The 23,123-nt window shown below is 61.1% G+C and carries 25 protein-coding genes; 2 read left to right on the top strand and 23 right to left on the bottom strand.

Going from position 1 to position 23,123, the window contains the following annotated elements:
• Window positions 1-109 precede the first annotated feature (109 nt).
• The gene (locus ACZ46S_RS01570; RefSeq protein WP_464063097.1) at window positions 110-1,318 is read left to right on the top strand and encodes a tyrosine-type recombinase/integrase; all 1,209 of its coding nucleotides are present in this window, start codon (window positions 110-112) and stop codon (window positions 1,316-1,318) included.
• A 147-nt stretch (window positions 1,319-1,465) separates the two neighbouring features.
• On the opposite strand, the gene ACZ46S_RS01565 is transcribed toward ACZ46S_RS01570, so the two are convergent.
• Genes ACZ46S_RS01565 through ACZ46S_RS01530 form a run of 8 tightly spaced genes read right to left on the bottom strand, consistent with a single transcriptional unit; the run spans window position 1,466 to window position 6,282 of the window.
• Entirely contained in the window at window positions 1,466-2,854 is a 1,389-nt protein-coding gene (locus ACZ46S_RS01565; protein WP_464063096.1) for a hypothetical protein, read from the bottom strand.
• Entirely contained in the window at window positions 2,851-3,306 is a 456-nt protein-coding gene (locus ACZ46S_RS01560; protein ID WP_464063095.1) for a hypothetical protein, read from the bottom strand. The genes ACZ46S_RS01565 and ACZ46S_RS01560 overlap by 4 nt, the downstream gene beginning before the upstream one ends.
• Window positions 3,303-3,827 carry a glycoside hydrolase family 108 protein gene (locus ACZ46S_RS01555; RefSeq protein ID WP_464063094.1) on the bottom strand — a complete coding sequence of 175 codons (525 nt, stop codon included), beginning with the start codon at window positions 3,825-3,827 and terminating at the stop codon, window positions 3,303-3,305. Before ACZ46S_RS01555 ends, ACZ46S_RS01560 begins: the two co-directional genes overlap by 4 nt.
• Window positions 3,828-3,867: 40 nt before the next feature.
• Window positions 3,868-4,188: a hypothetical protein gene (locus ACZ46S_RS01550; RefSeq protein WP_464063093.1), complete on the bottom strand. Its 321-nt coding sequence runs from the start codon at window positions 4,186-4,188 to the stop codon at window positions 3,868-3,870.
• On the bottom strand, window positions 4,185-4,427 hold the full coding sequence (locus ACZ46S_RS01545) for a hypothetical protein (RefSeq protein WP_464063092.1): 243 nt from the start codon (window positions 4,425-4,427) through the stop codon (window positions 4,185-4,187). The genes ACZ46S_RS01550 and ACZ46S_RS01545 overlap by 4 nt, the downstream gene beginning before the upstream one ends.
• Window positions 4,424-4,747: a hypothetical protein gene (locus ACZ46S_RS01540; RefSeq protein WP_464063091.1), complete on the bottom strand. Its 324-nt coding sequence runs from the start codon at window positions 4,745-4,747 to the stop codon at window positions 4,424-4,426. The genes ACZ46S_RS01545 and ACZ46S_RS01540 overlap by 4 nt, the downstream gene beginning before the upstream one ends.
• On the bottom strand, window positions 4,744-4,938 hold the full coding sequence (locus tag ACZ46S_RS01535) for a hypothetical protein (RefSeq protein WP_464063090.1): 195 nt from the start codon (window positions 4,936-4,938) through the stop codon (window positions 4,744-4,746). The genes ACZ46S_RS01540 and ACZ46S_RS01535 overlap by 4 nt, the downstream gene beginning before the upstream one ends.
• Window positions 4,939-4,941: 3 nt before the next feature.
• Window positions 4,942-6,282: a tail fiber protein gene (locus ACZ46S_RS01530; protein ID WP_464063089.1), complete on the bottom strand. Its 1,341-nt coding sequence runs from the start codon at window positions 6,280-6,282 to the stop codon at window positions 4,942-4,944.
• Between ACZ46S_RS01530 and ACZ46S_RS01525 the strand changes: the two genes are divergently transcribed.
• The gene (locus ACZ46S_RS01525) at window positions 6,281-6,463 is read left to right on the top strand and encodes a hypothetical protein (RefSeq protein ID WP_464063088.1); all 183 of its coding nucleotides are present in this window, start codon (window positions 6,281-6,283) and stop codon (window positions 6,461-6,463) included. The genes ACZ46S_RS01530 and ACZ46S_RS01525 overlap by 2 nt on opposite strands.
• On the opposite strand, the gene ACZ46S_RS01520 is transcribed toward ACZ46S_RS01525, so the two are convergent.
• The 15 genes from ACZ46S_RS01520 to ACZ46S_RS01450 form a co-directional block, all read right to left on the bottom strand.
• Window positions 6,460-8,658, bottom strand: a complete 2,199-nt coding sequence (locus tag ACZ46S_RS01520; protein WP_464063087.1) for a lytic transglycosylase domain-containing protein — start codon at window positions 8,656-8,658, stop codon at window positions 6,460-6,462. The genes ACZ46S_RS01525 and ACZ46S_RS01520 overlap by 4 nt on opposite strands.
• A gap of 1 nt (window position 8,659) precedes the next feature.
• Window positions 8,660-10,117 (bottom strand): hypothetical protein, encoded by a 1,458-nt coding sequence (locus ACZ46S_RS01515; RefSeq protein ID WP_464063086.1) that lies wholly within the window; start codon window positions 10,115-10,117, stop codon window positions 8,660-8,662.
• Window positions 10,118-10,120: 3 nt separating this feature from the next.
• On the bottom strand, window positions 10,121-10,816 hold the full coding sequence (locus ACZ46S_RS01510) for a hypothetical protein (RefSeq protein WP_464063085.1): 696 nt from the start codon (window positions 10,814-10,816) through the stop codon (window positions 10,121-10,123).
• A 112-nt stretch (window positions 10,817-10,928) separates the two neighbouring features.
• The gene (locus tag ACZ46S_RS01505) at window positions 10,929-12,173 is read right to left on the bottom strand and encodes a hypothetical protein (protein ID WP_464063084.1); all 1,245 of its coding nucleotides are present in this window, start codon (window positions 12,171-12,173) and stop codon (window positions 10,929-10,931) included.
• Window positions 12,170-12,619 (bottom strand): hypothetical protein, encoded by a 450-nt coding sequence (locus ACZ46S_RS01500; RefSeq protein WP_464063082.1) that lies wholly within the window; start codon window positions 12,617-12,619, stop codon window positions 12,170-12,172. Before ACZ46S_RS01500 ends, ACZ46S_RS01505 begins: the two co-directional genes overlap by 4 nt.
• Entirely contained in the window at window positions 12,619-12,864 is a 246-nt protein-coding gene (locus ACZ46S_RS01495; protein ID WP_464063081.1) for a hypothetical protein, read from the bottom strand. Before ACZ46S_RS01495 ends, ACZ46S_RS01500 begins: the two co-directional genes overlap by 1 nt.
• Complete coding sequence (locus tag ACZ46S_RS01490; protein WP_464063079.1) at window positions 12,864-13,931, bottom strand: hypothetical protein; 1,068 nt, start codon at window positions 13,929-13,931, stop codon at window positions 12,864-12,866. The genes ACZ46S_RS01495 and ACZ46S_RS01490 overlap by 1 nt, the downstream gene beginning before the upstream one ends.
• 7 nt (window positions 13,932-13,938) lie before the next feature.
• Window positions 13,939-15,423 carry a hypothetical protein gene (locus tag ACZ46S_RS01485; protein WP_464063077.1) on the bottom strand — a complete coding sequence of 495 codons (1,485 nt, stop codon included), beginning with the start codon at window positions 15,421-15,423 and terminating at the stop codon, window positions 13,939-13,941.
• Entirely contained in the window at window positions 15,420-15,689 is a 270-nt protein-coding gene (locus ACZ46S_RS01480) for a hypothetical protein (RefSeq protein ID WP_464063076.1), read from the bottom strand. Before ACZ46S_RS01480 ends, ACZ46S_RS01485 begins: the two co-directional genes overlap by 4 nt.
• Entirely contained in the window at window positions 15,689-16,408 is a 720-nt protein-coding gene (locus ACZ46S_RS01475; protein ID WP_464063075.1) for a hypothetical protein, read from the bottom strand. The genes ACZ46S_RS01480 and ACZ46S_RS01475 overlap by 1 nt, the downstream gene beginning before the upstream one ends.
• Window positions 16,405-16,605: a hypothetical protein gene (locus ACZ46S_RS01470; protein WP_464063074.1), complete on the bottom strand. Its 201-nt coding sequence runs from the start codon at window positions 16,603-16,605 to the stop codon at window positions 16,405-16,407. Before ACZ46S_RS01470 ends, ACZ46S_RS01475 begins: the two co-directional genes overlap by 4 nt.
• Window positions 16,606-16,658: 53 nt before the next feature.
• Window positions 16,659-17,885: a P22 phage major capsid protein family protein gene (locus tag ACZ46S_RS01465; protein ID WP_464063073.1), complete on the bottom strand. Its 1,227-nt coding sequence runs from the start codon at window positions 17,883-17,885 to the stop codon at window positions 16,659-16,661.
• A gap of 166 nt (window positions 17,886-18,051) precedes the next feature.
• Window positions 18,052-18,822 carry a hypothetical protein gene (locus ACZ46S_RS01460; protein WP_464063072.1) on the bottom strand — a complete coding sequence of 257 codons (771 nt, stop codon included), beginning with the start codon at window positions 18,820-18,822 and terminating at the stop codon, window positions 18,052-18,054.
• 467 nt (window positions 18,823-19,289) lie between these two features.
• Window positions 19,290-21,362, bottom strand: coding sequence for a portal protein (locus ACZ46S_RS01455; protein WP_464063071.1), 2,073 nt, complete (start codon window positions 21,360-21,362; stop codon window positions 19,290-19,292).
• The gene (locus tag ACZ46S_RS01450; protein WP_464063069.1) at window positions 21,350-22,690 is read right to left on the bottom strand and encodes a hypothetical protein; all 1,341 of its coding nucleotides are present in this window, start codon (window positions 22,688-22,690) and stop codon (window positions 21,350-21,352) included. The genes ACZ46S_RS01455 and ACZ46S_RS01450 overlap by 13 nt, the downstream gene beginning before the upstream one ends.
• Between the last annotated feature and the right edge of the window lie 433 nt (window positions 22,691-23,123).

The following is a 23,123-nucleotide window of genomic DNA, read 5'->3' as shown; positions in this document are numbered from 1 at the left end:
CAGCCATTTTTGACATCATGCGCCATCATCGCACATCATCCAGCCTCAGGCATGACCGTAGAACGCCCGTATAAAACGCGGCGATTTTATACGGGCGAGAGAGGCGGGAATGGCGTTAACCGACGCACAAATTAAGGCTGCGTTGCCTGGGGGCAGGCTGTCAGATGGGGGCGGATTGGTGCTGGAGGTGTCGCCCAAAGGGGTGAAGTCCTGGCGCGTCCGGGTATATCGGAACAGCAAGGAGAGGATCGTCACGCTCGGACGATACCCCGAAATGGGGCTGAAGGCGGCGCGGGCTGCTGCCGCCCATGAGCGCGGCAAAGCGCCGGCCGATGATTCGGAGACGTTCATCGCGGTTGCCCGACTATGGCACAAGCGCAACCTGCCCCGATGGAAGGAAAAGCACGCCGCATCGGTGATGAAGACGCTTGAGCGTCACGCTTTCCCCGCATTTGGCGACAAGATGGTCAATGCGATCCGCGCGCCCGTGGTCATGAAGCTTCTTCTCGACATTGAAGCCGAGGGGAAACACGATCATGCCCATGACGTTCGGGGCTGGATCAACGGCGTCTTTGAGTTTGCGGTCGCGGCCGGCTTGGCCGAGGTAAACCCCGCCGCGTCCATGTCGAAGGTGATGCAGCCCATCCCGAAGCGCAAGCACCACCCCGCCATCACCTCTCTGGACAAAGCGCGGGAAATGCTGAGAGCGGTGGAAAGCGTCCCTGCCCGGCCCGTTCTACGCTTGGCGGCCAGGATTTCCATGCTCTGCGCCCTCCGCCCCGGCGAAATCCGCCACGGGCGCTGGCAGGATCTAGACGGCCTGGATGGCGATGAGCCCGGCTGGTTTATCCCCCACGACCTGATGAAGCACAAAAAGGCAGAAGAGACCGACCGGAGCCATTATGTGGCGCTGCCTGTCCAGGCGGTTGCAGCTTTCCAGGTGCTCAAAAGGCTTACGGGATCATGCCCGTATATGTTCGCCCATCCGTACAATCCAGCGCTGCCCATGAGCGAAAACGCGGTGAACGACCTTCTGGAGCGCGCCGGCTATAAAGGCATCCAGACCGCGCACGGCTTCCGCTCGACATTCAGCACGATCATGAATGAGGCTTTTCCGGCCGACAATCGCATCATTGAGACGATGCTGGCGCACAAGGTGAAGGGCGACGTTGAGGGCGCGTATAATCAGGCGCAATATATCAGGCGGCGCCGCGAGCTGGCCCAGGCTTGGGCCGATATGCTGCTGGATGGCTTCCCAGAGCCGGAAAAGTTGAACGATCTGCCGCGCCGGGCGCCGAATAGGAAGGCGCGGGAGTAGTGGGCAGAATCACCCTTTGTTCTTGCCCGCGCCCGGCCTCACCCCATCACCCACACCACAGTCGGCCGGGCATACCAAGGCCACCACGCCAGGATCGGGACCCAGGCGGGCGGCTGGTAGGATATAGGCAGCACAAGAGGCACTTCATCACCGCTGCCTTAGCCACGGGTGAGAGATCGTAATCGTGGCGCTTCCGTTGGCGGTGAACGTCGGCGACAGCACATAAGCAGGTGCGTAGGCAGTGCCGTTATCGGAGTATGCGCATTGGGTGTAAACCGAACTTCCTGCTGGCGAATTTAGATCGCACGGGGTTTGATACGTCACCGAATAAGCCCCGGTCGGGCCGTTCGTATTGACGTTGGCGAAATTTACAAAATCATTGGTGTTTACAGTAAGAGCTGAGCCGCCCCAAATCTGCAATGCAAGCGACGCACCGAGGAAATTCGTTGCACCGCTTGCAACGCTTGCTGTGCCGCCGGCTTGATACGATTGCCCCGCAACCGCGTTGTTGGCTGCATTCTGGATTACTGTGATTGTGGGGTTTGCCCCCGCGTTATTCGTGATCGACAGCTGCCAGTCAGAGCCCGTGCCGCTCGGGTCAGACACAAATGCCGAGGCAACAGAAACGCCAGACGGGGCTTTGATCGTCCACCCGCTCGGAATTGTGCCGCTGCTCAGCGTGCCACCGCCACTAATCGAGCCTCCGGTTTGGGTCGAAAAGCTTGAATTGGTCAGCAGATTGTCCGCATCACCTGCGCTTTGTGGGCTATATGCCGGGACAAGAGGAGACAACGCGGCATCGAAAACCTTACCTTCGAGCCACCCGCCAAGCATGTTCGGATGCGTGCCATCTTGAGTCGAGTTAGGAATTAAATTGATCGTGGTCGCGGTCGTCGTTGCAAAATCCCAAATCGCGCTGGGGAAATCCGGGCAGATAGCATTTCCAGCCTCGCAAAATTCGCGCACGAGCTGATTATAACGGACGATCTGCGAGACTTTCGCGCCGCTCAGATTGTTCTGCCCTGCTTCCAGTGGAATGACCGGAATTTGGCCGTTGGCGATCAGCTGCTGAGCAGCCTGTAAAATACCGGGACAGGCCTCGGCTCCAGCCACTGTGCAATCCCAAATCTGATCGCCAGTGTAAGTGCTAGAATCGTTCAGCTCCCCGTAAATCACCACAAAACGCGCATGAGAATTCAGAGCACCCTGAAGCCCTTCGCCAAAATTGGCTCCGATGCCAGTAGGGCCCGCTGTGCTGGAAAGGTACTGGCGGGTGGTCGCGCCGCTGATCGCGTCGTCATAGATGATGTTGTATTTGTGGCCGTCGAGGTAGTTGGCCCAATTTACAAATCCCCAGGCGGTCATGCCGTAATCGACTTGCTGCGCCAGGCGAGAGTCACCAACCAGAGCGAGCGTATTCTGCGCGCGGTTGACGACGACAGACACCGGCCCCAACGCACCGCCGCCCAGCGCGGTCTGGGCTTGTGCAACGAGAGGCGAGAGCGCGAGGAAAATGGCAAGGAGAATGCGGATCATTTCGCTGCTCCGATATAGGCCACACTGGCAGCGGATGTGCTGGACACCCATACCGTCTGCTGATCGTAGCAATTCCAGGAAATAGGCAGGCCCGGGCCGATTTCAGCCACCGCTGTTGCCGTGCTGCCGGAAGTGGGCTGCGTGGCGCCAACCGCGATATAAATCGGGGCAGTTCCTACGTCCTCGATATAGCACCCTCCACGCCCCGCGCTTCCGGCCAGCGCCTCAGTCCAAGTCCCCGCCGTTGCGGACGTGGTGCCGTTGATCGCGGTGCTGGTGGCGGGCAGCGTGGGGGAAACGGCCAGGCCACCGCCGGAATACGGGATGCCGGTCCATTTGTTCAGGCTGGAGTTCCAACCGAACATGCCGGAGTAATTCGTCGAGAGGGTCGACGGCTGCGCCAGCGCGAGGCCGGGCAGCAGCAGAAGCACGAGGAAAGCGACGATTTTCATGGTGTGGTTCCTTCGGCCACGGCCTGGCCAAGCTTGAGAATTCGGAGCGCCCAGCCCCGGCCATAGGTGCCCCAGGTGGACAGGCCGGAGAGATAGACGAGGCGGAATGAGAGCGCGGCGGTGGCGAGCGCCACGGGATCAGCGGCGAGCACGGCGGCCAGCGTCACCGGCCCGAAATCGCCGTCCTGCACAACCCCGGCGGCGACCTGGAGCAGCTTTATCGCCCGGTCGGCCCCGCTGTTCACGGCGGCGTCGAACGCCACCCGGGCCACGGGCAAAGGCAGGCTGTCACCGCGCACCTTGGGCCAATAATCCCGGCGATAGATCGCCTCGGCGTCGGCCTCGGTCAGGTTCTCGATGTCGATCGTCGGATAGGCTGCGGCGCTGATCCCGAACTTCGTGCCCAGCAGCGCGCCGACGCCGATCTTGCCCCCGGTCCAGTTGCCGGGGTCGGCCGGAGACTTGGTAAAGCCACCTTCCGCGCCCACGGTCCAGAGGAAGCAGGTTGTGAAATTGTCCATCACGCCTCGCGGTGGCCCGGCTTGCGCCGGGCCGATGGGGTTACAGGCCCTTGAAGAACGCCTCGATGGCGGCCAACATGGAGGACAGAGCCGACACGTGTGCGGCGGCGACCGGGCTGGCCTGCACAACCGGGGTCTGCGCCAGCGCGGCAACGCCGGCCGCCACATCGGACAGCGCGGTGTGGTGCGGCGCATTCGCCTCGACGGCGTTGGCCACGGTCTCGGCGGCGGTAAGCGCGCTTTCGGCGGTGGCCACATCGGCGGCAGCGCCCGGCACAACGCCGGAGGCAACGGCGCCGACAACCGGCGCGACCGCGTTGACGATGTTCTCGACGTTCTGGGTGGTGGTCTCGATGGTCATGGTTGGTCCTTTTGCAAAAGGGGCGCGTTGGGTTTCTCACCGCGCCAGTCGCCCCGAGCGGCGCGGTAAAGGGGGATGAGGGCGCAAATCGCCGCGGCGAAATCGCCCAAGGGGAACGGATGGCCGAAGGCGACCATGAAGGCGCCAACGGCGAGGATGATGGCGGCACCGACGAAGACGAGATTTGCCTCGTCCGGAACACCGTTTTCGTCGGAGAGCATGCGGGCGATGAATGTCATGGCTCGGCGTCCCCATCGATTTTTGCGTGCAACGCATCATGCTTGTCGTGGAGATCGTCGGTTTTACGATGAAGGTCATCCATGCGTTTTTGCTGGACTATTTGACTCACCATGATCACCGGCAACAAAACAAGCTGAATAAAATTCTGTGAAGTCCACGCGGTTAGTGGAAGAAGGCTGTGTTGCGAAAGGCTATCGCGGATAGCCCCGGGGAGGCCTGTAAGCGCGAGCATGCAAAAGCAATACCCGCAGGTCATCGTGGCGACGGCATCGGTGATCTTCACCGCCAGCCACTCATTGAACCGACGATACGCGCTCACCGGACGGGCTTTCCGGTAGCGATGGCCCAAACCGTGGCGACCGCAGCGGCGATGGCGGCAACGGCGCCGGCGAACTTGCCGAGGGTGTAGAGGATTTTCCACACCTTGCGCCCCATACTTACATTCGCGGCGAGGTCCTTGAGTGTTGCGATTTCTTCAGCCGAAAAGTTGATGTTTTCAAAATCGGTCACTTTTTAACCCCCCACATACATGATCCAGTTGATGATGGCGGCGGGGGGCAGGTTTTGACTGCCACCGCTTCCATAGCTGCTGACAGTCGTCGCAACACTGATCCCAGTCGTTGCGGATTGGATGTTCCCGTTCTGCATGGTGCCGCTCGTGCCTGTGGTTGAAAGCGGGCCGGCATCGCTGGATCCGGTGGTGATGTTGTGCGCCTGGGTATCGGGGTGTGTATGGCCAGGATCGGTGACGGTGTTGGTGGCGGCGTGGTTGTGCGCTTGGGTGTGCTCGTCGCCGCCGGTGACGCCCACCGTCGCGCTGACGCTGCTGGTGGTGCTGGTGGTCATGCTTTCGCTCGCCACCGTCTGGCCGACGCTCACGGTATAGGTGCCGATGCCGCCTGCGGTGCCGCTGCCTAGCGCCGTGATGGTGGTGCCGCTGGCAACGCTGGTACCGTTCACGGTCTGCCCGATGGCCAGGGTGCCGCTGCTCACCGAAGAGACCGTGAGGGTGGTACCGGAGATCGAGCCGGTGAACACCGCCGCCGTGGTGGTGCTGCCAAGGCTGTCGCTGGTGAGGCGATTGGCCGCTGTGCCGCCCATGGCATCCGCGCCGAACAGGCCGCGCCCCCGGAAATCCGGCCCGAGGAAGGTTGTGGAGCCGTCCCCCGCACCCCAAAGCGTGCCGATGGCCGCGAAGAGCGCGGCGTTGTTCGCTCGGGAATAGGTCTTGCCGATGCACAGATCCCAGCCCGCCGGCGGCGTGTTGCCGGCGATGGCCTTGATGTCGCCCGGGCTGTTGCTGGTCGGTGGCACCTGCGGGTTGATGAGCTGGAAATTCGTGCCGTCGAAGGTCATCTGCGCCGCAACGCCGGCGGCGATAGACCCGGCGGCAATCGCGGTTGAGCCCAGGGTGATGCCGGCCGCCGCCAGCCCGTTGACCGTGATCGTCGTGGCCGCGGTATTCGCCGCCGCCGGGATCACCACCAGCGTCAGGCCGGTGAAAAGGGACGCCAGGCCGGGCACCGTCACGGCCAGAGCGTTCGCAACACCGCTGTCCGTCGCGAAAACGGTGCACCCGGGCGAGCTGACCACCTCGTCCCAAATCGTGTTGCCGTTCACGTCCTGCAGCACCTGGCGGAAGGATCCGAAACCCCAGATGTTCGCCTCGCCATTGGCGTCGAGAATCACCGGGTTGGCGTTCTGGACGGTCAGCGCCTGGTCTTGATACGTGAACAGCGGCGTGTCGGTGCCGGGGATGTAAAACGAGACGCTTCCGCCCGCGAGCGGCGCCCCGTTGCCGTCAAGAAATTGCGTCTTGCCTTTCGGCAAAATCGCGCCGATTGTCGCGGCCATGAATTATTCTCCGACCAGGTGGGATGGGTTCTGTTTTCTGGTGGCCGCATGGATCGATTTAGCGCTGGTTGCGCTTTATCATCCCCCTGCCAGCGACCTTTGGCAGTTTGTGAAACTGGATGCGCTATTTGCCGTGTTCGTCTGGCTCCCCGTGAAGGGGTTAGGCATCATTTTGCGCTAAGGGTTTGAGCGCATCGTCGCACCCACCGGCTGCGCCGCCGCTGCCGTTAAGGCATTGACGGCAGGTCCTTGCGTCTGACCGAGGGCTTGGCGGATCAATGCTTCGCGAACAGCATTGTTGTTGAGCAGGGCATTTGCTGCCCGCGCGGTAACGATCGGAGCCACGGTGCCAGCAGCGGCCAAGAGCGGGTTCCCAGAGAGAAATTGGCCGGCCAGCGTGCCGCCGCCCCCCATACCGAGGCCCGTCAAAATAGCCAATCGCTCCGGCGTTCCGCTGTTTGCAGGGGCCTTCATGAATTGCTGGCCAATCCTCGCCAGCTCACCCATTTCACCGCCTCCGTTGTATGCAGCGTCTGGGTTTTTTGCCAACACGCGCTGCATCAGCGCGGCCGGGCTGATATCTCCCGTGGTCGATTTCGCCGCCAGCGGTTCAATGGTCTTCATGTTTTTGTACTGGGCGCGAGCTGTCGCCAAAGCCTGCTGAGCCTCTGGCGGCGCGGATGCTTGCATTGCCTGGTCAAGGGCATCCCGAACCTGGCCGGCATAGAAGCGTACATTCGGGTCATTGCTTTGCATGGCCCGATCAAGGGGAGCACCTTTCCGCGTCAGGCTCTGGTATTGCGCCCCGGTGATACCGCCCCCACTATCGGCCATGTCCAAAACATTGTTCATCTGCTTCGCCACGGGCATGAATTCGCTATCGGTCAACGTGCTACGCGCGTCGTTTTCGATTGTGCTGAAGGTGCCAAGGATCGGGTTGAGGTCAATGCGGGGCGTTTGCTGCGCGACAGAATCAAATACCTGCCCGAGGCGCGCCTTGGTTGCCTGCATCACGTCAGGCGTCAGCTTTTCGGCCGAGGTGCCCATGGTGGCGGCGACGTTCCGATTGAAGGCGCTCTGCGTCTGCGCCGCCATTCCCGCCGTTCCAGAGAAGGGCACGCGGGCAACGGCATCGTCGGCCATCCTCACGAAGGGGTTGGTGGCAATCTGGCCCGCTCGGAGCGGGATACCGCGCGCTTGCGCTGCCTGGGCAAGTTTGGCCACGTAAGGATCAACCCCAAATCCACCCAGCGCCTTCCCAGCCAGCGCGCCGGCGGCGCCAAGAACAGGACCAGCAACAGCGCCGCCCTCGGCACCCTGCAGGACCTGCTGCCCAATGGGCTGGGGAGAGCCACCTGCCGTGAGCGCCGCCGCGCCAGCACCAGTGAGCGCTCCCCCGGCCGCCATAGATCCGGCGCGACCAACCAGGCCACTGCCGCCAGCTCCCGTCAAAAGGTTGCCAAGTCCCGGCAATACCCTCTCTCCAGCAGCACGCACGGCGCCCACGCCACTCTCAAGCAGTGGAAGGCCCAAAAGCCCCTGTTCAAGAAGGCTTGCGCCTTTGGCGACGAGGTTGTTGCCATAATTTTGCTGGAACTGCTGGGATGCCTGCTGATTTGCAGCGCTTTCTTGCTGAGCGGCGCCAGCGCCTCCCAAAAGCATAGCCGCGCCCTGGGCCGGCACATCGATCAGGGCATGAAACCCGTGGAGGATGCCTTGCGACACCGGGTTGTACACGATGTCATTGGAGGCATCCAGAACCCGTGCCGCGATTGGATGCGCGGCCCGCGCCGCCGGCGACATAGACGGCATTTGCTGTGCCGCAGGAGACGCCGGGACTTGCGCGCTGGCTTGAAGGTCATCCAGGCTAATCTGCTGAGCTTGCGCTGGTGTGCCGCCAGGCGAGGCTTGCGCCTGGTTACTCGCCGAGGAGTTCCCTTGCATTCCAGCCGAAGCCTGAAGATCGTCAAGCGTTACAGCGCCCGTTTGCGGCTGATTGGCCATGGCCTGCTTTTGCTCCTGCCATTTCTTGGCAACATCATGGACATATTGAACGGTTTTCGGTCCCCACTCGGCCCGGTTTGGCCCGGCAAAATACATCGCCGTCGCCTCGGCGGGGTTGCCGTTTGCCGCCTTAAGGTTTTGCGCCAAGATCTTCGCAGCGCCAGGAATGGCTTGGGTCGGATCGTATGGGTTGCGCACGCCGACCCTTGCGGCGGTGCTTGGCAACATCTGCATGGTGCCTTCGGCGCCGGCCGGCGATGTCACAAAGTATTTGCCGCCGCTTTCCTGCTGGTTGATCGCGGCCAGCCACGCCGGGTCAATGCCTTCGCTTTGAGCCGCGCTGACGATAAGGGGGTGAATGCCGCCAGACATGTTATTTCAGGCTCGGCAGATTGCTATCCATCGTGTAGGCGAAGTTGATGGAATTGACGAGCTGCTCCTGCTCTTGTTTCGGCATCACCTTGAGGACCCGCGCCCGCGCCGCCGGGTCGAGATAGAGGAACTGGAAAGCGGTTCCAAGCATGGGATCGTTGAGCTGAGACCGCACTTTTGCAAAAGCCGCCGTACCGGGCGTAAGGCCCTGAGCGCGCGCCGCCTGCAGATAATTCGCGGCAGCATTTTGGTAGGCAAATCCGCCCATCAGCTCCCCGGCAATCGTCCGGTTGGCACCCTCGGTAAGCTGGCTGTTGGGAGAACCCAGGGCGGCCGTGACGAGTTTTGCATCCGTTGGAACGCCCAGCTTGCCTGTGGCGCTCATGATGAGCTGCGTGGCGTTTTTGGTGAGGTTTTGCTCCTGGGTGGCTTGGTTATCGCCAATATTGATGCCGAGCTGATCGAGAGCCGCGCCAATTTCCGCCACGGACGACGCCGCGGGCCCCGTGTTGGCACCAGGAAGTGCCGCCATGACGTTGCGAAGCGAAGCCATGCCCTGCTGAGCCGCCTGTTGCTGGGCCAAGGTGTCGGTCAGATACTTGGTGTCGGCATCATTCATGGCCAATTGGCCGGGCGCGGGACCGGGGATCGCGCCGCCAAGCACTGCGGGCGCCGACGCTGCACCAGTGCCGGGCATCGAAATAGACGGGATACCATTTGCGTCTGCATATGCCCCGCGCGGTTCCGTCACCTGCTGGCCGTTCGGCAACGTGATCGTTGTGGGTTGGGATGCCTCGGCCGGACTGAGGGTGTTGGGCAAGCTGCCCATGGTTTGCGGCGGACCAGCCAGCGGGTTCACGTTGACCAGATTCGTCGCGCCGCCCGTGTTGATGGCGCTGTATTCCGGCAGCAACGCTTTCACCTGGCCGGCCTGGGCCATCAAGGTATCAAATTCATTCTTGGCCCATGCCTGCGGGTTGGACGGGTCGAAGGATTTCATCACCTGCGCGCCGGTCTGCGCATCGATGACGCCTTGGGAAATCGCGTCCGCCACCCCATCCATCACATCCCCGCGCGTCAGGTTGGGGTTCTGCATCCAGCCGGCGGCGATGCCGGAGAGAACATCATGCCGGGCGAGATAGGTCTTTGCCTCGGCCTGCGCGTTCGCCTGCATCGTGTTCTGGTTCACGAGACCAGCCTGGGAGGAATCCTGAGCCGCGAAAGCCGCGCGCGGGTCGCCGCCCAGCAGCGCATTGAACTTGCTGTAATCGACCTGCCCGGTCAGCGCGTTGATGGATTTCTGAAAATCCTGCCCGGCGGCCTGCTTTGCCGCGAGCTGCTGGTTCTGGAGCAGCAACTGCCGGGCGCCAAGCCAGCCCTGGGTTTGCTGCGGGCCAGTGTTTTCGGCCTGCTGCTGCAGCTGGCCGGTGATGATTGAGGGATCGAGGGTGGTGCCCATGGCTTACAGATACCCCAGCAAAGAGGAGATGCCCGACGAGAGGCCGGGCTGCCCCAGCCCTGTGCCGGACGTGGCCTGGCCGGTCAGGTTGCTCCCGACCCCGGTGAGCGCGGTCCATGGCGCCAAATTGCCCAGGGCCGAGGCGTTGCCATAGCCGCTCGTCGCGCTGGCAAAGGGACCGACCGTGTCCATGTAATAGTTGCCGATCTGATTCGCGGCATTTTCGCCCAGCCCCGTCGCGCCGGTCAGGATGTTGGCGGTGGTGCTGCGGTTCTGGTTGTAGATATTGGCTTGGTTCATATAGGTCTGATCAGCCAAGCCGGCGGCATAATTGGCCGCACCCTTCAGCGCCGCGCCCGAGACACCGAGGCCGCGCGCCGCGAAACCGTTCTGCGTCGCCTCCTGGCCCTGCTGGCGCGCGAACTGATAGCCAGGCGTCTGCTCCAGCTGCGACATGGTGGGGTTGAAGCCTTGCGACAGGGACGGCAGCTGAGAGGTCAGCTCATTCGCCGCTGCCGATCCGAGCGATGTGTAGGGCGAAAGCTGGCTGGCGGCCTTCTGCGCGGTGTCGGTGATGTAGCCCTGAATATTGGCCGCCGCATCCTTCATCGCGTTGGCTGCGCTGCCGGCGCCAAAAACGCCGCCGAGGGAACCGACGAGAGACGACAGGCCGCCGAGGGCGCCGAGGGCTAGGGACATGGTTATACCTTCTCGAAAAGGCTATGTTGGATCGTATTGATATTCATAAAACGCAGCGCTTATGATGTTTGCGAGAGAGGCCGCTCATGCCAAGAAGAACGGACGAGGACATTTAGATCTCCGCATAGCTCATAATGACAAAAGAAACGCCCGCATTGTAGGCGTCTACCCCAAACGCGATTTGATTATAATTTCCTGCGCCCAGGTATGCGCTTGCATAGATAGCTGAAAAAATACTTTGGAAATCTATCCCATTAAAGCTTATTTCGATGCTTATCGATGTTCCATCATCAACTAGCTGCAACCAATATTCGACTTGCTCAGGAAACGTTATCGATTTTCCGTTGAAATTTCCTGAAGAAGTGTTGGACCAATAGGTATAATACACACCGGCTGTGGCTTGAATTAAAATGCCTTCGTATTTTCCAGCAGAAGACCTCCAGCCAAAAAATATTCCTGGCGCATTTGCGGCTGCATAACTCCATCGGACTAACGCGCGTGCCGAATATGGGGCGCTGGGCGCAGATTTATATATTGCCGAAAGAACGTGTCCGGTTGATGTAAGCTGTTTTAACAAGATGCCAGTAAGAGCGTCTGTCGCTGTAGCGCCGTTTTGGTTATCCCAAGAGGTAAAGCCCAGCGCCGCTTGAGATGGAACGGCAGACATAATAGGCGCAAACAGCCCCGATCCACCTCCACCCCCACCGCCGCTTGATGAGATCTGCAGCCCTGCGGTGCCTGGCGTCATCGTGACATTGCTGCCCGCCAGAAGCGTCTCGTAAATCGTCCCAGCATATTCGACGCCGATCTGCGAACCGATGGTTAGATTGCCGGACTCATCCCCTGTCAGCGTGATGTTCGGGCCGGAGACGATGTTGGAATAGCTGCCGCCGTCAGAATTGATCTGCACGCCACCGACGACGAGATAAAGTTCCCCACCCTCGACCTTCGCGGTGACGCTCCCGGCTAGATTGATCAGGTCCACGCCTTTGCCGACCAGGACGCCATTCTGCATAACTGTGAGGGCTGTGCCGCCGCCGTTGATGGTCAGCGCGCCCGGCGATCCGGACAGGCTGAAGCCATCGCCAAATTCGAGCTTCGTCACCGCCGGATAATCCAGCTCCGAACCGGACACGCTGATTCCAGTGGACAGATCCCATGTGGTGCCGCTGTAGTTGCCGCTGAACCCAGCGCCAAAGGACAGCGCGTTGGCGGTCTGGCTCTGGCCCTGCACCGTTACCTTCACGCCGGCGCCCGACTTGGCCATCTGCATGAAGAACTGCTGCAGCTGCATCGTGGCTTTGCCGTTCTTGTCCACGATCGGCATGCCGAACTGAGGCAGGAAGGACTGGCTCACGAGGCGCTGGCCTCCACGTCGATGAAAGCGCCTTGAAGCGCCGTGCGGTATGCGGCGGACCAGCGGAGGCGGAACACCACGTCGCGCCCCATGCCGAGGCGCCGGAACTGCACGATAGCGTTGCGCCGGCCCGGCGCGCCGAGCGATACGGCGCGCTCATCATCGAACGAATAGCCGCGGTCTCGGGATACGGCGAGCATCACCTGATCCTCGGCCGGCTCGAGCTCCTGCGCCCAGGCATAGACCGCGCCGGTCCAGGTCGGGGTGAGCGAAATCGACCAAAGCCCCGCATCGCTGGCGCCGATCTGCGTCATCAGCGCCGGCGCCACGGCGGCGCTCTGCGTGATACCGATGTTCAGCCTGTGCGTCGTCGGCCAGAGCGTGCCAGAGATCGCAATTGGCCGCCCGGCATAGCCTGGATCGGTGATGGGGTTGATGATGAGCATTATGGCAGATGCGTGATGGTGATGGCGGTGCTGACAGCCTGGATCGCCGGATAGTTGGCCAGGCGCGCCCAGCAATAGAGGGTCTTGGTCCGCTTGGTGGCGACGAACACTCCCACGCCGTTGAAACGCGCGTCGGGAATGGTCTTGCTGCCCACCATCACACCGGCCTGATTGACCGACATTTGGGGGCTCGTCTTGCTGGCGGCATAGACGCCGGCCTGATTGACCTGAATCGTGTTGCTCATCAGGACACCAAGCTGTAACCGATGGTCATGCCGTTCACGTCAGAGATGCCCCAGGCAACGCCGCTGTTCGGGTCGGTAGTCGGGCTTGAGCCATAGACCAGATACCCGTTGGTGAGCGTGAAGGCGCTGCTGGTGCCGACCGTGGAACCTCCGGAGCCGGAGTATTGCTGCGAGTATGTATGCGTGCCGCCGGAGATGTTTTCGGCGGATGTGACGATGAAGATGCCACCCACGCTTTCGGTCAACACAGAAAGGTTGCCAACCTTCACCTGATCGACCGCCCCGATGGTGGTGGAAGAATTGAAATCCGAGGTGTTGGGTGGAGTGTTCGCGACGTTCTGCCAATTGACGGTCAGCCCATTCGGAGTGAATTGCACGGTGGCGCCGTTGGCGACGGGCGCAAGGTACTGCACGTCATTGTCGCCGTAGGACGTTGGGTTGCCAGCCGTTTCGGCGTCCAGCACACCAACGTCTGAGAAGGAAAACTGGCCGCCATTGGTGCGGAACTGCATGAACTGAACCGAACCGATTGAGTTGGGGTCCGTGTTGAGGCTAGATAGCGTTGCGTCAACGATCACACCATTCAGCCAGACGGTCATGGTCCCCGCTGTCTTTGACGGAGTCAGGTTGACCTCAAGGTAATACGGCACACCCATGTTGATGACCGGCTGCGGCGATGTGTATTTCACACCAGTCGAGTCAGAAATGGAAAGGATTCCGGCAGGCGCGGAGACGGTGACAGAGCCCATCGTGGCAGAGTTGTAATCGAGCAGGATTAGCTCAATGCTGTTTGTCACGCCAGCGGGGATATAAAAACGCATCCCCACGGTAGGGGATTTCGGCGCGGCGCCATCCCACCCAAGCGAACGCTGCGCGTAGACCCATCCGGCGTAGTATGAGCTTATGACGCATGCGGTTTTGCCAAGAACGGCGTCAACCGATCCGAAGCCAAGCCCAGGAGCCCCGCCGGGCGCGACACCAGTGCTCCAGCCGCATGCCGTATAATCCGCCGTATTTGTGGATCGCGCGAAATTCTCAAGCACGGTCCATTTAACAGATGCGCTCATTTATCCCTCAAGATGGCGTAACGGAGCCGGTCCAAGTGCCATTCCCGTTCGAGGTGGCGGCGGTCCAGCCGGTGGTTGGCGGCGCGGTATTGGTGGCGCTGAAGGCCAGCTCGACCGCTTCATTCGGCAGGTTCATCGTTCCCGTATAGGTCACTGGAACACCATTATTTCCGGTGGCCGGTTCGGTGGTGAAGCCCACGGCCAGGACAGGCGCGGACGCCTTCACCGGGTCGGAGACGTTGGCATAATTCTGCACGTTCTCGCTGTTGCCGGCCTCCATATCGGCGCGGAAGCCACGATAGATGATGCGCTTCAGTTCGTTCACGAGATGCGGGAACGTGCGCTCGCGGCGGATCGGCTGTCCGAGATCCGTATAAATGTCCGGGCTCATCTCGTAGAGCGCGCCGGTGGCGTAATCGATCACGACATGCTTGCCATAGGCGAAGGCATAGCCGTTGGCGCGGATGCGGTGCTCCTGGCCGGCGGCGTCGATGGTGGCGCGCTCGTGCCAGATGTCCTGGTCGATGTCATAGACCCACGTCTTGTCCGCGGCAGGGAAGGTCAGAACATAGAATGCGTGCCCGAGCTGCTGATACGTGAAGCCGATGGCATCATCCACCCGGGGATAGTCGTAGAACTCGTTTTCGATGGCATGCGTGCTGATGCGCACCGCATTCAGATCGACGCCCTTGAGCACGATGCGCGCGCCCTGCGGGTCGGTGCCGAGCCAGAAGATGTTGCCGTCCTGCTGAGCCACGGAATACTTCGCCGCGCAGCCGTGCTGGATGAAGTAGGAGCTGTTGATCGCGAAGGGGAAGTCGCTAGCCCCACTGTCGTACCAAAGCTCGGTGGTCTGCTGGCCAATTAGCCAGAGCTGGCGCTGATTCACCACAAGCGTCACGAGCAGGTCGGGCGCGGCGTTCTTGTTGGCGAAATAGAGGTTGTCGAATGTGACCGATTGCGCCAGGGACGTGTAAAACTGGGGCGTGCCGGGCTTGTTGAAAATGAAGAACCCGTCGAGATAATCCACTTTGTCCGCGCCGACGAACGCGCCGGTCAGGTCGACTATGGTGCTCATCGTGTTGCTGGCGAGATCGATCGTATAGCCGGTCTCGGTTCCATCCACGAGGACGATGGTCTGCGCATTGTCCTTCATCGATACCGGCGTGGTGCCTCGCTGGATGTATCCCAGGATCGTGAAGCGCCAGAGCTGATCGACGTGATAGACCGTGTTGCCGATTACCGCATAAAGCTGGTTGTTCGAGGCCAAATACAGACCCCGGCCCGCCCCCTGCTGATCGGCCGCCAAGCTGCCCAGCATGCGCGTGCCCGGCGTCGGGTAGAGCGTCATGATAGCGCTGGCGGTCATCTGCGGCATCAGCATGTAGGTTTCGGGCGTGTTCACCTCCGGATACAGATTCAGGCAGCGCTGCGCCGAGGCGATAACGCTGCGCGACTTGTAGAAGCCGGAGAGAAGGGGGAGCTGGGTCATTCGTCCAAAATTCGTGGTTCAGAGAAAGATGAAATTACCAATGTAACGTGTCGATTAAGGGCATCATGGACGTATGCAGGAACAAGATTATCTCCGATGGGGCCGTCTTGGGTGCAAATGCTTGAATAACACTGACCTCTGGCATCCCATGCGACCAACGCAAACCCTATTGATTCATTGTCAAGGGCTTTTTTTACAGACTGACCAAGAATTCGTCGCGTCCGATCTTCGCGGTCTTTTTTGGGGTTGATTTCAATAACTTCCATCAATTCACCCGATCCGAGAAAGGGTTATAGACGCCGCCTCGACCGCTGACGGCCTTGGGCATTTGCAGCATCGAAATCTGTGTGTTGGCGAGCCGGATCGTGTTCAGTGCCGTGGATGCGGCCACGCGCACATCGGGGGACACGGCCACGCCGTAGCTCGTCGCCAGCAGGCAGGCCAGATTATAGATGATCGCCTGATTATATTCCGGAGGGGTGCTCATCTCCGTGCCGCCATCATTCGGTGCCGGCAGCGGGGTTTTGATGACGAGGTGAATCTCGTATTGCGCTGCCGCCGGGATCGGATTTACGAATAGATTTCCCAGCGGATAGGCGCTGTCGTAGAACGCATATTGCGGCCACGTCACAAGGCTTTTCAGCGTCAGTCTGGAGTAATCCTCGTAGGATTTGATGATTTCCAGCGGATAGCTGACCGGCTGCTCACCCTGCATATTCAGGTTGATGAAATATGCGCTCTCGATGTTGTCCGGGCGCAGGACGTTGAAATCTCCGCCCAGACCCACCGTGTAGGATTTCGCGCCGTTCGAGGTCAGCGCGACATCCATCAGCGCGTAGACGAGCCAGCGCTCCTGCTGCCACTGAAACAGCATGTTTTGCAGCTCAAGGAAGGCATCGTTGTAATCCTCTGCTTCAGCCGTCTGGCCGACACCGAGAACCCCGATCTTCTTGAGCGCCTGCTCAATGGCAACGCGGGGCGTCACTTCGCGGCGCTGCCCTTGATGGCTGCAGCCTCTTCTTCGGCGTTCTGTACCAGCGCAGGGCCTTTTGCGGTCTCCACCCATTTCGGGTAAGCCGGGCAGGCGAAGGCCGCAAATTGCGCGCCGCCGGTGCGGGCGATGGCCGGCGTGGAAATGCCGCTACCGTCATTGGCCACGATCTGGCCGTTTTCCATGGGCATGAAATATCTCCGATGATGTTGAGGAAAGGGGAGCCCGAAAGCTCCCCTTCAGGTCAGGAATAGGTCGGCACGTCTGCCACGCAGACCGCCCATTCCGGACGGATCGCCGCATAGCCGTAGAGCACGTCGATACGTGTCACCTTCTGGTCGGTGCCAGGCAGATAAGCATCGATGATGCGCAGCGAGCAGCCCTGATAATTCTCCCGCGCGCCCGCGATGATGCCGGCGCCGTAGAGGGGCAAGTCCGGCATCGCCATGGTGAAGGCTTCCGGGCGCATGACCAGGTTCTTGGTGAACGTGGTGCTGGCCGGATTGACCATGGTGATAGCGGCGTTCGCGGCCGGCGCGGCGTTGACGGTCTGGAACTGCACCGGGTTGCCCCCGGAGGGCGGCACAAGAGCCGGGTAGATCGGGATCGATGTGCCGCCGCTCGCCACATTGGCGGTGACGACAAACTGCATCAGGCGCGTGCTGATCTGCTTCGTCACGCGGTTGACGGCATAGACACCCGCCACCGTGATGATGTCGCCCGCCACCAGCGTGCCGGTGGTGCCAGCGGAAACCGTCAAGGAGGTACCGTTGGCCCCCACACCCGTAACCGCGCCGGCGCTGAAGGAGCCTGAGGTATGGGACCAAGTGGTCTGGTCCTCATACCATTCGCCGATGCCCAGCGCCGGGCCGCCCATGACGCCCTTCTTGTAGATGTCGCTGATCTGGCCAGCCGGGTTGTAGAGCACGGTCTGGCTGTCCACCATCGAGGCGTTGGTCTCGGGGTGCAGGAAGGCCGAGCGCTCGCCCACCGGGGCAGAGTTGGCCGTCAGCAGCGCATTCGCACGCAGGAACTGACTCTTGGTCGGCGCAATGATGCTTCCGCCGGAGGTGTTCGCCACGTAATTCGGCACCGTGTCGGCCAGGGACGCGAGATCCGCGGCAACCTGACCGGCCAGGTTGTTGATGGCAGGGCGAAGCACCAACTCGCGGAACTCGGACAGCTGCATGCGCTGCTCAACCGAGGTGAATGCGATATCCACATGCTTCTGGCTGGAAACGGTCAGGCTGGTGTTCACCTGCACGTTGCCCTGAATGTTCAGGTTGGGGCCGTTGGTCACGGTGTAGTCGGACGGCAGGCGGATGCGGACGGTTTCACCGATCTTGGCGCCGGAGTCCTTGAACTCGGACGCATACTGGCGGTTGACCTTCTGGAGGAGCGCGTTGCTGTTCACAAACAGCGGGAGCGCGTCCTTGGTGATCATATCGATCGTAAGGAGCGAATTGCTCATGGGGAATCCTTCGGATTTTCAGGAGTGCGCGCGTGGCGCTTGAAAATCCCCTCACGCTGAAAGCGGTCTTGGGGCGTTTCACCTGCATCCGAAGGGTGATGAGAAGTCGCGGTGCGGTGGTCTGGTGTTCGCGCGGTCTATCCCGCGAGTCTGGTAGGCAGAGAGATCAGCGCGCTTGCTTGCGCTGCCACTCCATGTGTTCCTCGACTGTCATATCGGGGCGATAGCCATCCGATTTGGCGTTGCCGGAAACGGGTTTGATCGGCTTCGGCGCGGTGGTGGCGCCGGGCGGTTTCGGTGCCGGCGGCGGTGCTGCATTCGCCTTGGCCACGAGCTTCGCCAGCTCTTGCCCGGCCTTGTAGGGCGACATGCTGACCAAGCGCTCTGCAAGGTCGGGATCTGCAGCGAGAAGCGGAATGGCCTTGTGGCCCTCATCCGTCTCCATCAGGGCGGAAAGCAGAACCGGGCCGGCTTTACCCACGGATGCCGCGACCGCATTGCAATGGTCATTCCATTCATCGCCGAAGGCCTGGCGCCCGGTGGCATCGAAATTGCTGACCCTCTGCTGAGCGTCACGCTCCGCGAACAGCTGCTTGGCTCGCTCCTCGGCGCGCCGGTTGATCTCGGACTCTTCCAGGAAGGCCTTGGCCTTTTCCGGGTCCTTCAGCGCTTCCAGTTCGGCCTTGGAGCGCTCGGCTTCCTGGCGGGCAGCTTCGGCGGCGCGCTCGGCTTCGCGCTGGGCTCGCACAGCCTTGTCGATGCGCTTTTGCGCACCGTCGCGCCTGGCCTTTTCGGCCGCTTCCGCTACAGCAGCGGCTTCCGCTTCAGCCTGTTCGGCGGCGTTTTCGGCAGCTTGGGCGCTTTGTGTGGTCTCCGCGCCCTGGTTGAGCGCGGCCTCGGTATCCGCGCCTGCGGTTAGGGTGTTTTCTTCGGTCATGGGGTCCTTGCGTGGGCTACCGGCCCGCGAACGGTTAAGCGCGCCAGCCGGGCGCGACGGATACGGGGATCAAATCACCCGAATAGGAGAGCGGCCCGAGGGGCCGGAAATCAAAGCGCGCGCCCGGCGCATAGGTGTCGCCGTGGAAAGCGCAGATCGCGATGAGTGTTACCACTCATTCCATCCAACCTGAACGCCAAGATACAAATGCGGAACATGCTTATAACAAAACATATTGACTGGCATTTTCTTGATAATTTTTAAAAGTTCGCGCTTTCCGCTTGACCGACGAAATGCCACCAAAACATCATGGTTTGAAACAAACTTGTTTTTCTTCCATTCTACAGAAGAAAGCGAGATTACCGTTTTTGGATAGTTTTCCCATATAAAATCACAGAGCCGTTTTGCGGACTCATCAAATTTCTTAGGGTCGACGACTATCTTATGAATTTGCGAGCAAGAGGCCATTATGCGGTTGCCTGGGGCTGCTGCATTGGCAGCGCGGGGGCCGGCGCGCTCTGCAGCATGTCGTGCATCGGCTCGTCGATGGGCTGCAACGGATTGGTCAACGCCTGCGCTACGACCTGCCGAACGATCGGCACCAACACGGCCGGGTCAACATCCTTCAGCGTTGCCATGCGGTCGGTCTCGGCTTTGTAGGTGTCGATTGCCTTCTGCTGCTCGGTGGACTGCTGCTTGCCGCGCGCCGCCGCCAGCTTCTGCATGGCCTCGGCAAGTGCCGCCTGCAGCTTCTGGATCTGCTGCTGCGCTTCGGCCATTTGCGGAGACGGGCCGCCCAATGCTTGCGCGGGAACCATGTTGTAAAGCCGCTCAGCCAGCTCGTCGGCCATCTCGAAGTCCGCGCTTTTCACGATCAAATCGCCCGCGGCGGCCATAAATTCCGGCGACATGCCGGCGAGCTGGATCAGCGCGTCAAAGGTCTGCTGGCGCGCCGTCGCATAGGCCGGGCCGACATCGGCGCGCACCGAATAGGTGCCGATAGTCGGGTTGAAGACTTTCTTGATCCCCTCCATGAGCTCCTGCTCATGTTCCTGGTAGGCCTGCTTGGCGCGGGGGTCGATCAAGACGGTCTCTTCCGATCCATCAAGCCCCATGATCTTGATTGCGCGCCGCGTGTCATAGACCTTCGGGATCAGGTCGAGGATGGCTTTGCCGGTAAACCTCACCGCATCGGCCAGGTGGTCGATGTAATGATAGGTGCTGTTCTCGCCTTGGCGCTGTCTGGCGTTGATGGCCTTCCCGCTTTTCTCGTTGCTCTCCTCGCCCATAAGCGCCTGGTACTGGCCGGAGACCATCTGCATTTCCATGGCTGTACTTTGAAGGCCAGCCATGACCCCTTGCGAGATCGGGGGCGGATCAGCGCGCTGCGGCGGCGCGATGGGTTGCCCTTTTTCGTCAAATCCGTTGTACGGCAACACCGAATAATTGCGGATGTTGGCGCTGTTCCAATATGGATGGTTGCGGATCGCCTCGATTGGGGCGATGAATGGTGCCCGCGGCTGCAGCGCGAACAGCTCCGTGGCCATCGAGCTGTAGTAATTGTACATGCGCTGTGGGTCGAGCAGCGCCCGGGTATGTCCCTTTCGGTCAAGCCGCCCCTCGATCACCGTCTCTTCGCCGATGACGCGGAACAGTGGCACGTATTTGCCTGGCCAGATGGACTTTTCGACGATCTCGTCGCCGATTATGCGGAACCATTCCACATCCTCGTTCATCACGTCGCGCTCGCGGGCGCCATCTTCCTCAAGCAGAGCATCCGCGATCTCGGCGCCAACGACGCTGCGGCGGAAGGTCTCGCCCTTGGCGGTCATGATCAGCTTGTCGCGCTTCTGGCGGCGCCGGAAGTATTCGCAATCGCGCACCTTATCGACCGTGATCCAACCCGAGCTGCCGGCAATGGCATTTTCGCCGCCAAGCTTGCCCTTCAGACGAGGAAACTCGGCCTCTACGTCATCCTTGGCGCGGTCCACATAGACAAATCCGTAGCGCGCATCGGAGCCGTCCTGCTCCTGGATGTCAGGGTCGAGATAGACCGTCAGCGGATCGGCCACGCGGACCCAGCGGATCTCCTGGTCAAAGCTGTCGTCGCTGACATAGTCGGTGATCAGGCGCCAATAACCCCAGCCGCCCTTTACCTGCGTGCAGACCGCGGCCATCATGGCTTCGTCGGCGTTGCTCGCATAGGCGATGGCGCGGGCAATGCCGTTCAGCACATCTGCCGCCTGCTGCGTGGCGCCCCCGGTCGAGGGCGCGTATCGCACCTCAACCTTGTTCTGCCGGGCGTCGTTGATGATCTGCAGGCAGTGCTGGCGCGTCTTGTTGATCGTCAGGATCGGCGACCCGCTGAGCTGACGATCTGAGACTACAGCATCCGGCCACTGCCAATTGTTATACGAATCGCCCTCGGCAAAGCGCATATCGTCCAGAAAGGCTTGGCGCGCGTTCGCTTCCCAGTCTTGGGCGCGCTTAAAGCGCTCCCTGGCCTCGCGGATGATCTCCTCGTGCGTCAACGCATCCATCCCAGGCCAGCCGATTGCCCCATGCTCCACACCTGAGCCGGCGGCGTCGGGTCGAACGGCTTGTGCTCCGGCGGCTCACGCAGCGCGACTGCCAGATAGCGCGCGGCGTCGGCGGCGTGGCTCGCCCAATCGTGGACAGGGTTTCGGGACAACTGACCTTCTTTCACATCGTAATGGTAGGCTTTGAGGGCTTCGAGGCCGGCCTTGCATTTCTCGGCATCCCACCAGATCGTGGGAAATATCGTGCGCAGAGCGTTGATGCCGTCGCTGACGCCGATCTTCGGCGTGATCCGGACCGTCCGGCCGGCGCCGCGCATCAGCTCCTCGATCGTCCGCCCGGTGCCCATGTCATGGCTCTGCGCGTCGTGAGGCAGCCAGTCGGTGCCGTAGACGTACCCGCGACTCTGCAGCTCCTGCAGGTAATGGTTCAGCGGGCGTTGCTGGCCCTGGATGAAGTCGATGATCCGGATATCGAAGCCGACCATCTGCGCGAGCCAGATGCTGGTATGGTCCGCCCAGCCCAGATCCCAGAATGTGTGAACCGGCTTGCTCGGATCGTATGGCACCCGCGTAATGCGCCCGGCTTTCTCGGCGTCGCGCAGCTCGGCGGCATAGACCTGGCCCGGGATCGCGCCTTCGAAGCTGACCAGATATTCCTGCTCGAAGATTGCCACGCCAACCGCCTCGCCGTTCATGGTGATCAGGTTGCGCCGCACCTCGGCAAGCTGCTCAGCGGTGAAAACATCCGTCTCTTCGGCGCTGATCTTTTCGCAATGCCACAGCGGGTTATCCTTCATGCCGTGGTACATGCGGGCGGCGTGGTTATTGCCGCGCGGGGTGGTGATGAACAGCGACCACCCGCCATTTTCGATCAGGATCGGCTCCAGTATCTGCCAAGATTCAGGATCGGCCAGAGCCCATTCCGAAAACACAATGCCGTATGGCGGCGAGCCGACGAGGCTGTTGAAGTTGTCCGATCCGACGACCTGCCATGTGGCGCCATTCTTGAACCGGATGAACATATGGTCTTCGCGGGTAGAAGACCGAATTGCGAGCGGAAACGCCTGGTCTATGCGCCGCACGCCGGTATGAGGGTTTACGGCGTCCCAGATCGCTTTTCGCGCCTGGCTGGCCTCGGGGAGCATGTGCCAGTATGTGGCCGGCTTTTGCATGGCGCTGACGGCTGTCCAGTTCAGCGCCACATCATCTTTGCCCCAGCGCCTATGAGCGACCTCAAGGGCGCGTTTCTTGCCCCCTTCGAGCGCGCTCCAGAGCCGCATCTGATCCGGGCGCGGGCGCCATTTATTGGGAATCCTGATCGTCGTCACTGAACCTCACGACTTGGATTTGAAGCGCGCCGCCATCCTTGCCTGCCACCTCAACCGCCTGGCGCGGCCGGCCGAAGCCGCGGTCTAGGATTGCCACGGCAGCCGAAACCCGAGCCGCTTCAGACTCTCCCGCTGTCGCCACAGCGACAAGCGCTTGCAGAGCGGCGTCGGCATGGCCTTGGGCCAGGATTTCGAGGGATCGCTTGACCTCGCGGGTAGCTTTGTTGCTGACCCCCTTGGCCCGTCCACCGCGCCGCTCACCCGGCTTCGATCCACGAGGCATTGCTACCCTTTGCTACTTCCGCCCCTTGGGCATAATGATCTTCCGAATATTTTGCGCCATAGAAGAGGGCTTTTCTGGCCCTTCTGGCTTGCTGAGAAGTTCTGTAAATGACCCCATTTACACTGCGGCCATCGATGCCCGTTAAAATCC

The sequence above is a fragment of the Acidocella aluminiidurans genome, assembly GCF_055383125.1.
This window is presented reverse-complemented; position numbering and strand designations above follow the sequence as displayed.